The sequence below is a fragment of the Christiangramia sp. genome, from assembly GCF_029937855.1.
GTDB lineage: Bacteria > Bacteroidota > Bacteroidia > Flavobacteriales > Flavobacteriaceae > Christiangramia.
Genome location: NZ_JAPYPC010000001.1, coordinates 1 through 9,174, shown reverse-complemented (window position 1 = coordinate 9,174; position 9,174 = coordinate 1). Strand labels below are relative to the sequence as shown.

Annotated in this window: 11 protein-coding genes; 1 reads left to right on the top strand and 10 read right to left on the bottom strand. The window is 38.1% G+C overall.

Annotated elements, in window-relative coordinates:
* Positions 1-651: CoA transferase subunit B (locus tag Q1K34_RS00055; protein ID WP_300433620.1), on the top strand; the 651-nt coding region annotated here is incomplete at its 5' end.
* A gap of 141 nt (positions 652-792) precedes the next feature.
* Here the strand turns inward: Q1K34_RS00055 and Q1K34_RS00050 are convergent.
* From Q1K34_RS00050 to hemE, 10 genes are all read right to left on the bottom strand, one after another.
* Positions 793-1,152: a DUF6616 family protein gene (locus tag Q1K34_RS00050; protein ID WP_300433619.1), complete on the bottom strand. Its 360-nt coding sequence runs from the start codon at positions 1,150-1,152 to the stop codon at positions 793-795.
* A 96-nt stretch (positions 1,153-1,248) separates the two neighbouring features.
* The gene (locus Q1K34_RS00045) at positions 1,249-1,962 is read right to left on the bottom strand and encodes a 3'-5' exonuclease (RefSeq protein WP_300433618.1); all 714 of its coding nucleotides are present in this window, start codon (positions 1,960-1,962) and stop codon (positions 1,249-1,251) included.
* On the bottom strand, positions 1,952-3,100 hold the full coding sequence (locus Q1K34_RS00040; protein ID WP_300433842.1) for a serine hydrolase: 1,149 nt from the start codon (positions 3,098-3,100) through the stop codon (positions 1,952-1,954). The genes Q1K34_RS00045 and Q1K34_RS00040 overlap by 11 nt, the downstream gene beginning before the upstream one ends.
* 18 nt (positions 3,101-3,118) lie before the next feature.
* Positions 3,119-3,589 carry a methylated-DNA--[protein]-cysteine S-methyltransferase gene (locus Q1K34_RS00035; RefSeq protein ID WP_300433617.1) on the bottom strand — a complete coding sequence of 157 codons (471 nt, stop codon included), beginning with the start codon at positions 3,587-3,589 and terminating at the stop codon, positions 3,119-3,121.
* Positions 3,570-4,694 carry a CNNM domain-containing protein gene (locus Q1K34_RS00030; protein ID WP_300433616.1) on the bottom strand — a complete coding sequence of 375 codons (1,125 nt, stop codon included), beginning with the start codon at positions 4,692-4,694 and terminating at the stop codon, positions 3,570-3,572. Before Q1K34_RS00030 ends, Q1K34_RS00035 begins: the two co-directional genes overlap by 20 nt.
* 202 nt (positions 4,695-4,896) lie before the next feature.
* Entirely contained in the window at positions 4,897-5,409 is a 513-nt protein-coding gene (locus Q1K34_RS00025) for a DinB family protein (protein WP_300433615.1), read from the bottom strand.
* Between the two features lies 1 nt (position 5,410).
* Positions 5,411-6,400 carry a porphobilinogen synthase gene (gene hemB / locus Q1K34_RS00020; RefSeq protein WP_300433614.1) on the bottom strand — a complete coding sequence of 330 codons (990 nt, stop codon included), beginning with the start codon at positions 6,398-6,400 and terminating at the stop codon, positions 5,411-5,413.
* 181 nt (positions 6,401-6,581) lie between these two features.
* On the bottom strand, positions 6,582-7,484 hold the full coding sequence (gene hemF / locus Q1K34_RS00015) for an oxygen-dependent coproporphyrinogen oxidase (protein ID WP_300433613.1): 903 nt from the start codon (positions 7,482-7,484) through the stop codon (positions 6,582-6,584).
* A gap of 11 nt (positions 7,485-7,495) precedes the next feature.
* The gene (locus Q1K34_RS00010; RefSeq protein WP_300433612.1) at positions 7,496-7,978 is read right to left on the bottom strand and encodes a hypothetical protein; all 483 of its coding nucleotides are present in this window, start codon (positions 7,976-7,978) and stop codon (positions 7,496-7,498) included.
* On the bottom strand, positions 7,979-9,001 hold the full coding sequence (gene hemE, locus Q1K34_RS00005; RefSeq protein WP_300433611.1) for a uroporphyrinogen decarboxylase: 1,023 nt from the start codon (positions 8,999-9,001) through the stop codon (positions 7,979-7,981).
* Positions 9,002-9,174 lie beyond the last annotated feature (173 nt).

Here is a 9,174-nt window from a genome sequence, read left to right as displayed (position 1 = left end):
GATAAAAACGGAATAGCTAAAAGAATAGCTAAGGAAGTAAAAGACGGATATTATGTGAACCTTGGAATTGGGATTCCTACCTTGGTGGCTAATTTTGTTCGGGATGATATCCAGGTGGAGTTTCAAAGCGAAAACGGTATTCTTGGAATGGGGCCTTTTCCTATTGAAGGGGAAGAGGATGCAGATCTTATTAACGCCGGGAAACAAACAATTACTGCCCTTCCGGGAGCAAGTTTCTTTGATTCTGCCACCAGCTTTGGGATGATTAGAGGTAAGCATGTAGATCTTACCATTCTCGGAGCTATGGAAGTGGCCGAAAATGGAGATATCGCTAACTGGAAGATTCCAGGAAAAATGGTTAAAGGCATGGGTGGAGCTATGGATTTGGTGGCTTCTGCTGAAAATATAATCGTTGCCATGATGCATACCAATAAGGCTGGCGATTCAAAGCTTCTAAAGAGATGTTCCCTTCCATTGACGGGTGTGGGCTGCGTTACAAAAATCGTTACCAATCTTGCCGTATTGGAGGTGACCGAAAAAGGTTTTAAATTATTGGAAAGGGCTCCCGGAGTGAGTGTTGATGAGATTCAAAAAGCTACTGAAGGGGAATTAATCGTAGAAGGCGATATTCCTGAAATGACTATAAATTAATTAAAAAGGCTGCTGAGAAGCTTATTTTCGCCAAGCTGAACTTGTTTCAGCTTCTCATCTAAAAGATCCTGAAGTAAATTCAGGATGACGTTTTAAACATTTCAGCAGCCTTATATATTTACCTGTTTATTTTCAGCTTTGTTATGTTAAAGAAGTTGAAGTTTCTTCAATATCCACTAAGAAATCAATGGCTTCTTTTTGTGAAATGATTTCCCCTCTGGAATTCGCCTGAGAGAAATATTCGTACCATCCTACTTTTTCCAGATTACTTTCCAGTACTTCCACTTCCGCTTTAGAAGGCATTTTCCATACCGTCATATAGCGATAGTCACTTCTATAGGGCGTATGTTCATCATTTCGGGACCAACCCAGATTTTCCACGCCACTCGCTTTCATATTTTTAATCCTGCCATGCATGTCGTCCATGAGCTTTCTTCTTTTCTCATGGTCAAGTTTCATCCATTTAGTAGTAACGTTCCACATTTCAATATATAAATACATAAATAAGAATTTATTGGTTTAGTATACTTAAAGTTACACATTTAGGTAGTGAATAGCTTAATCATCCCTTCTGAATAACAATATTTTAAGAATAATTTATACTGAAATGATCTCTATTTCTTCAAGAAGTTTTTCCTGGCGCAATCTTAAGATCACCTGCGCGATGGCAAGTACATCCCTTTCACAATATTCCACAATACGGTCTAATTCACCTTTTTCATAATATACCTGCCTTACCATAGAACCGTCTATATCTTCTTTTGGCGAAGGAATTCCCAATACATGGGTTAGGAGTTTTAAGGAGGTAAAATGCTTATAATCTCCAAACTTCCATAATTCCAAAGTATCCAGATGAGGTACTTCCCAGGGTTTTTTTCCGAAGAGATTTAGTTTTGAGGGTAATGGCATATTATGAATAAGCATACGCCGGGCGATAAAAGGAAAATCGAATTCTTTACCGTTATGAGCGCATAGAAGGTGGTAAGGCTGGAAAAAATATTCCTGCAGTAAGGCAGAAAAATCATAAAGTAATTTTTCCTCTTCTCCTTTAAAACTCGTTAATCTGAATTTTCTATTTTCATTCCTGAAACTAAAAAAACCTACAGAAATACAGATAATCTTTCCAAATTCACTCCATATACCGGCCCTTTCATAGAATTCTTCAGCAGTGAAATCGTCCTTACGCTGATATTTTGATTTTTCTTCCCAAAGGATTTTCTTTTCTTCGTTTAATTCAGAAAAATCCCCGAATTCAGGAACAGTTTCAATATCCAGAAAAAGTATATTTTCGAGATTAAGTTTATGAAGCATTTTCTAACATTTTATATGCTTCATCAATATACATATAAAAGTCTTTGTAATGTTTATTATCATTTTCAGGCCGGATAAGCTTTCGGCCTAACCTAACAATTACAAGATCATCTTCAGGAATCATTATCACGTACTGGCCTAACACCCCACGCATATAAAAAATATCTTTATTCCTGTAATCACTTAGCCAAAAACCATATCCGTAATAGGGAGTTTCTTTAAATCTGGGGTTGGATGCCTGGGCAATAAAAGAGGAATCTATCAGTTGTTTTTTATTCCACTCCCCATAATTGATAAAAAGCTTTCCAAATTTGGCAAAATTCCGTGCATTACTGGAGATACAGCAATAGGCTTTTTCCATTCCAGATTTTTCGCTGTCTAGTTGCCAAAGTCCGTCATCATTCATTCCTAGCGGCTTCCAGAAACTTTTGCTTAAATATTCGCTAAGTGTTTTGCCGGTAGCCTTTTCTATCACCATACCCAGCAATTGTGTGTTTCCGCTCAGGTATTTAAATTCCTCCCCGGGTTTTTTAACAACTTCAAGTTCCAGTACCTGTTCCCTTATATTTTCATCAAAATAAGCACGGGCGGTGGAAGCAAAAGGATTATAGTAATTTTCATTCCAGTTAAGCCCCGAAGACATAGAAGCAAGATCGCCGAGGCTTAAGCGGCTATTAAACTGCGGAAAAAAATGGGAGACCGGTTGGTCAATATTTTCCAGGTATCCATCCTGAATTGCTTTATACATCAAAGCAGTTACGACACTTTTAGCCATCGAAAACGAATTGGTCTTAGACTTCGCATCATAGCCATAATAATATTTTTCAAACCAGATGCTATCATTTTTAATGATCAAAAAAGCAGCGGTTTCAAGTTCATCATTCAGACTATCTAATTTTGAGGTAGCTTTTACCTGATTGTAATCTTCTTTTAAAGACCACTGTTGAATACTTTTGGATTTTTCGATTGTATGGTTATCAAAATACGGATAATCATCTATAAAAGCTGTTTTATGACCGGTAAGGTATGTGGTCTTTACCGCTTTAAAAATATAACCATAACCAAAGGCATACAGAAAAAAGGAAATGAGAAGAAGTGTAAATATTATGAAGGCAAGAATTTTAAATAACTTTTTCATCATAATAAAATAAGATTTTTAGAACAGACGCTGTTGCAATGGCGGGTTTTCAAGATCCAGGAGCCATTTTTTGCGATGGAGACCACCAGCGTAACCTGTTAAGGAACCGTCACTTCCAATTACCCTGTGACAGGGAACGATGATCCAAAGGGGATTTTTTCCATTAGCAGAAGCCACTGCCCGTATCGCTTTTTCGTCACCCAAATTTCTGGATAATTCCAGGTAGGAGGTTGTTTTTCCGAATGGGATAGCCAGAAGCTTTTCCCAAACTCTTTTTTGAAAATCGGTTCCCTGTGGGTTTAATTTTAGATGGAATTTTTTTAATTCTCCTCTGAAATAGGCTTGTAATTGATCTGCCGCCGACTTTAACTCAGCAGGAATTTCGGAGGATTCCTTCGCTTCTTCCAGGAGTTTTACGGAAAAAAGTCCTTTAGAATCCCCCGTGAGCTCGGCGATTCCTAACGGAGTTTTAATTCTGGCTGTTTTCATTACTTTTTTCCTGGTCTTCGATGGCGGTTTCTGTCTCCTGATCCTGTTTTCTCTGGATAAGCCCCAGTCTTTTTGCGCGTCTTTCCCAGTTTTTTCGTGCGAGCATCTGCATATCTTCCACACTGTCGCTCTCGTCCATGATTTCAAGCCCCAGGAGGGTTTCAATGATATCTTCCATGGTTACAATTCCCGTAACATTTCCATATTCATCCACGATCATGGAAATATGTGCCCTTTTCTGAACAAAAATCTCAAAAAGCTCGGGAATTGGAGTATTGTCGTTGGTAACCAAAATATCCCTTTTAATACTGCTTAAAGGTTGTTTTCCACGATCTTCGATCATTTGCTCAAGCACATCATCTTTTAAAATAAATCCGGAAATATTATTCGATTTATCTTTAAAAACTGGAATTCGGGAAAATTTCAAATTCTTATGGTTTTTGTGAAAATCCTCCAGCGACATGCTTTCATCTTCAGTAATCGCAACCGAAAAGGGAGTCATGACATCCTTTGCTTCCACAGATTTAAAAACCAGTAAATTCTTGATCACCGTAGTTTCACTTTCTTCAAAAACTCCTTCTTCTTCAGCAGCATCTGTTATAGCAGCAAATTCTTCTTTACTCATACTGCTTACATGGGCAGATTTTCCAATTAACCTGGTGGTTAGCATAAGCAGCCAGAGAATTCCTGTATATTTCAGTGGGAAAATCATTATTTTCAAGGATTTAGCCGTGAAATTTCCCAAATTTTGCCAGTAAGTGGCCCCGATCGTTTTGGGAATGATTTCCGAAAGTACTAATATGGCTAAGGTCATAATAGCCGATACGATTCCTACAGAATTCCCGCCATCACCAAAAGTTTTTTCAGCCTGAACACCCACCAGGATGGCACCAACCGTGTGCGCAATGGTGTTGATGGTAAGAATGGCTATGAGTGGTTTGTCTATATCCTTCTTTAAGTTTGCTAACGTATTAGCATATCCCTTTCCCTCTTTTTTTTTGATCTTTATAAAAGAAGGCGTGATGCTTAGGAGGGAAGCCTCCAGTATAGAGCACATGAAAGAAAAGAAGATTGATAATACGGCAAAAGTGAATAATAAGCCCATACGCTTAATTGTCTGTTAGACTGGCTAATTTATATATTCTGAAAGCATTTTTTTACAAAGAAATGATAAAAGGATTTTAAATGAACTTTTCTATGTTGAAAGTTCTCTGTGAAATATCCTAATATTCATAATGGAATTAGACATACTTCTAATTTGAAAATCCTGAAACAAAAATTTTATTTTGAAAAAACGCAAAAATGATTTACCAGCCACGATAAGGTGGTGGTTCAATTCCTTTTAAATTTAAGTAGACAATTAACTGTCCGCGGTGATGGGTTACATGATCCTGAATTAAATTGAGTATTTGCAGCAAATTCATTTCTCCGGAAAAAAAGGACATTTTTTGCTTTAGTTTTTCATCCGATAAATTCTTTACGTTTTCTGAAACCAAATCAAAAGATTTACTTATTTCCTTAATGATATCGGCCTTAATAGTAGGGAATTCAGTTTTATCGAGTTCCTTATTCTGCTGGATATAATCAGAATTGATCCAGGTCATATTCTGGTTGATATGCTCCAGTTGTCCTGAAAATGACAATTGTCTTTCCGTGGGTTTGAAGGAGTAATATTCTTCAGGCATTAGTTCTGCGATATCCAGGAGATATTCTTTGGAATTATCCCATTTTTTGAGAAATGCTTCCAAATAATCTGATTCCTGTGAGAAAGAATTCCAGCTTATCAAAAATATGATGATCGTGAGAATAAACTTCTTCATATTAGGAGATTAACTTCACAGCATCCTTGGCAAAATAAGAGGCAATCATGCTTGCTCCGGCGCGTTTAATCGCAGTAAGTTGCTCTAACATTACGGCATCGTGATCTAGCCATCCTTTTTCTGAAGCAGCTTTTATCATGGCATATTCGCCACTAACCTGGTAAACAGCTACCGGTACATTCACAGAATTCTTGATATCCCGGACGATATCCAAATAACACAATCCCGGCTTCACCATTACAATATCGGCTCCTTCTTCAATATCCATGAGGGTTTCCTTAATAGCTTCATCACGGTTTGAAGGATCCATCTGGTACGTCTTTTTGTCTTTTGGAATATCCTGTGCATCTACAGGAGCAGAATCCAGGGCATCCCGAAAAGGCCCATAAAAGGCTGAAGCATATTTCGCGGAATAACTCATAATACCGGTATCATGAAAACCTTCATCTTCCAAAAGACTCCTGATTTCAAAAATCCTCCCATCCATCATATCGCTGGGCGCCACAAAATCGGCTCCGGCTTTGGCATGGGAAAGGGACATTTCAGCTAATACAGCGGTAGTATCATCGTTCAAAATCTTACCCTTATCAATGATCCCGTCATGTCCAAAAGAAGAGTAGGGATCCAGGGCAACATCAGTCATTACGATCATATCTGGAACCGCATTTTTTACCGTTTTCACCGCGCGCTGCATCAAACCTTCAGAATTTAGAGCTTCCTTGCCAGTATTGTCTTTTAAATCTTCAGAAACCTTTACAAAAAGCAACACCGATTTTAAACCCAGATTCCAAAGTTCTTTTACTTCTTTTTGAATAAGATCAAGACTATACCTGAAATATCCTGGCATAGAACCAATTTCCTCTTTTATATTTTTTCCTTCCACAATAAACAACGGCACGATAAAATCATTTGGAGAAATGATCGTTTCCCGTACCATTGATCTTATACTTTCGTTGGTTCTTAATCTTCTGTTTCGGCGTAATGGGTACATGGAATTAAGTTTTAAGTTTGTAGCTCTAAGTCCTAAGTCTTAGATTTTTAAAATTAATCTTGATTAAAGTTCTGATTTTATTTTTTGAATTAGAGAAAACAGCATTTTCCTGATCTCTGATATTTTATGCATTAATTCTTCTCATACATCAAGATCTATAAAATTAAGGTCCTTGCAAACCTTAAACCCAACTAACAGGATTTTTAAGTACTTTCAAAAGTTTTTCTTCTTCACTTCCGGGTTCGGGATGGTGATCGTAAACCCACTGCACGTGAGGAGGTAAACTCATCAAAATACTTTCAATTCTCCCATTGGTTTTCAATCCGAATAAAGTTCCTTTATCATGAACCAGGTTAAACTCTACATAACGTCCTCTTCTTATTTCCTGCCACCTTCTGTTCTCTTCGGTATAAGACAGGTTTTTTCTTCGCTCAACGATGGGAACATAGGCTTTCAGAAAAGAATTTCCCACATCGGTTATAAATTCATACCAGTCTTCGATTTTCATGTGGCTGTCACTTTTTAAGTAATCGAAGAATAATCCGCCAATTCCCCTGGCTTCATCACGATGGGAATTCCAGAAATATTCATCACATTTTTGCTTGTACTCTGTGTACAATGAAAAGCCATGCGGGGTACAGGCATTTTTGGAAACCTGATGAAAATGTTTGGCGTCTTCTTCAAATAAGTAATAAGGAGTAAGATCCTGCCCGCCGCCAAACCACTGATCTATAACAGTTCCATCTTTATCATACATTTCAAAATATCTCCAATTCGCGTGCACCGTTGGCACCATTGGATTTTTGGGATGCAAAACCAGGCTAAGGCCACAAGCAAAAAAATCTACATCTCCTACTTTAAAATACTGTTGCATTGCTGGAGCCAGCGGACCATACACCGCGGAAATATTAACACCTCCTTTTTCAAAAACAGCACCGTTTTCTATGATCCTGGTTCTGCCCCCACCGCCTTCTTCACGTTTCCAGATATCTTCCTGAAATTTGGCTTTCCCGTCAACTTCTTCCAGCCTAGAAGTAATCTTATCCTGTAATTCCTGAATATATCTGTAAAATTTTTCTTTCATCCTTTAATAGTTCAATCTTCTATATAGACCAACTCATTTTCTGCTGAAATAATATCTTTAACAGCAAATATTTTAATCGCCTTCTTCATCATAACCCGTAACTGCTCTGTGGCATTTTGCTGTAATCCTGAATTTTCAGCAAAGAATTTGCGGCCAATCAAATTATTATGAAGATCCATAGCTTTGGCCAGTTCTCGATTGGGAGCCAGATCTTCATGTAAATCAGTAATCTTCTTACTCCACCTGACGGCTCTTTCTACCGAACTTAATTTTGTACGGCAATATTCGCAGATCAAATAATTCCATAAAGCATGTCTAAAAGCATTGGATCTGGTGTTTCCATGATGCTTATCTCCAAATAATTCGTTGCAGATGGCTAAAGTTTTCTTCGTTGCCTTTAATGTAGGTAGAATTAAAAAAGGCTTTAAAACAAAAACTCCAGATAAGACCAGAAGATTTTTTATGGATAATTTGCGTAGCCTTTTTCGTAACACCTACCTATATTCTTTCACAGCGTCTACAAAGGCTTTCGCGTTATCTACCGGAATATCGGGTAAGATGCCATGGCCAAGATTGGCGATATACCGGTCTTTGCCAAAAGCTTTGATCATATCGTGTACCATATATTTTATCTCAATTGGTTTGGAATATAATCTTGCAGGATCAAAATTCCCCTGAAGCGTAATTTGTCCTCCACTTAAATATCTTGCGTTTCGTGCTTCACAGGTCCAGTCTACTCCCAGGGCTGCCGCTCCAGATTGTGACATCTCTTTTAGAGCAAACCAGCATCCTTTACCATATGCGATCACCGGAACCTCATCTTTTAAGGCATTGATGATCTGCTGCATATATTGCCATGAAAATTCCTGGTAATCTTTCGGTTCTAAAAGTCCGCCCCATGAATCAAATAACTGAATGGCATCCACTCCGGCTTTCACCTTTTCTTTTAAATAAGCAATGGTAGTATCGGTGATCTTTTGAAGGAGTCTGTGCGCAGCTATGGGTTCCATAAAGCAAAATCTTTTGGCCTTATCAAAGGTTTTTGAACCCTGTCCCTGTACACAATAACATAAAATCGTCCATGGAGATCCGGCAAAACCAATAAGCGGAACTTCATCATTCAGTTCCTGCTTGGTAAGTTTTATAGCGTCAAAAACATAACCTAATTCTTCATTTACATCTGGAACAATCACCTGATCTACTTTTTTGGCAGTATTCACAGGGTTTGGAAGCCATGGACCAACTCCAGGTTTCATTTCCACCTCTATATTCATGGCCTGGGGCACTACCAGGATGTCGCTGAAAAGAATCGCTGCGTCCGGACCTATCTGCCTAATAGGCATTACGGTGATTTCTGTAGCAAGTTCCGGGGTTCTGCAACGTGTGAAGAAATCATATTTTTCCTTCAACTTCATAAAATCTGGCAAATATCTTCCTGCCTGCCTCATCATCCAAACCGGGGGACGTTCTACAGATTCTCCTTTTAAGGCTTTTAATAACAGGTCGTTCTTTATCATTATTCTGAGGTGTTTTATTAGTTCTTTAAATGTGAAACTACTTTAACGATCACATTTTCAATAGCCGGTTTTGTGGCTATTATTATATTCTCTGTGTGTTTTTTGGCTTCTGAAGCGGTTGTTTCACCAATAAAAAAAGCCGAGGTCTTTAACTGATTCAGGGCTGTATAACT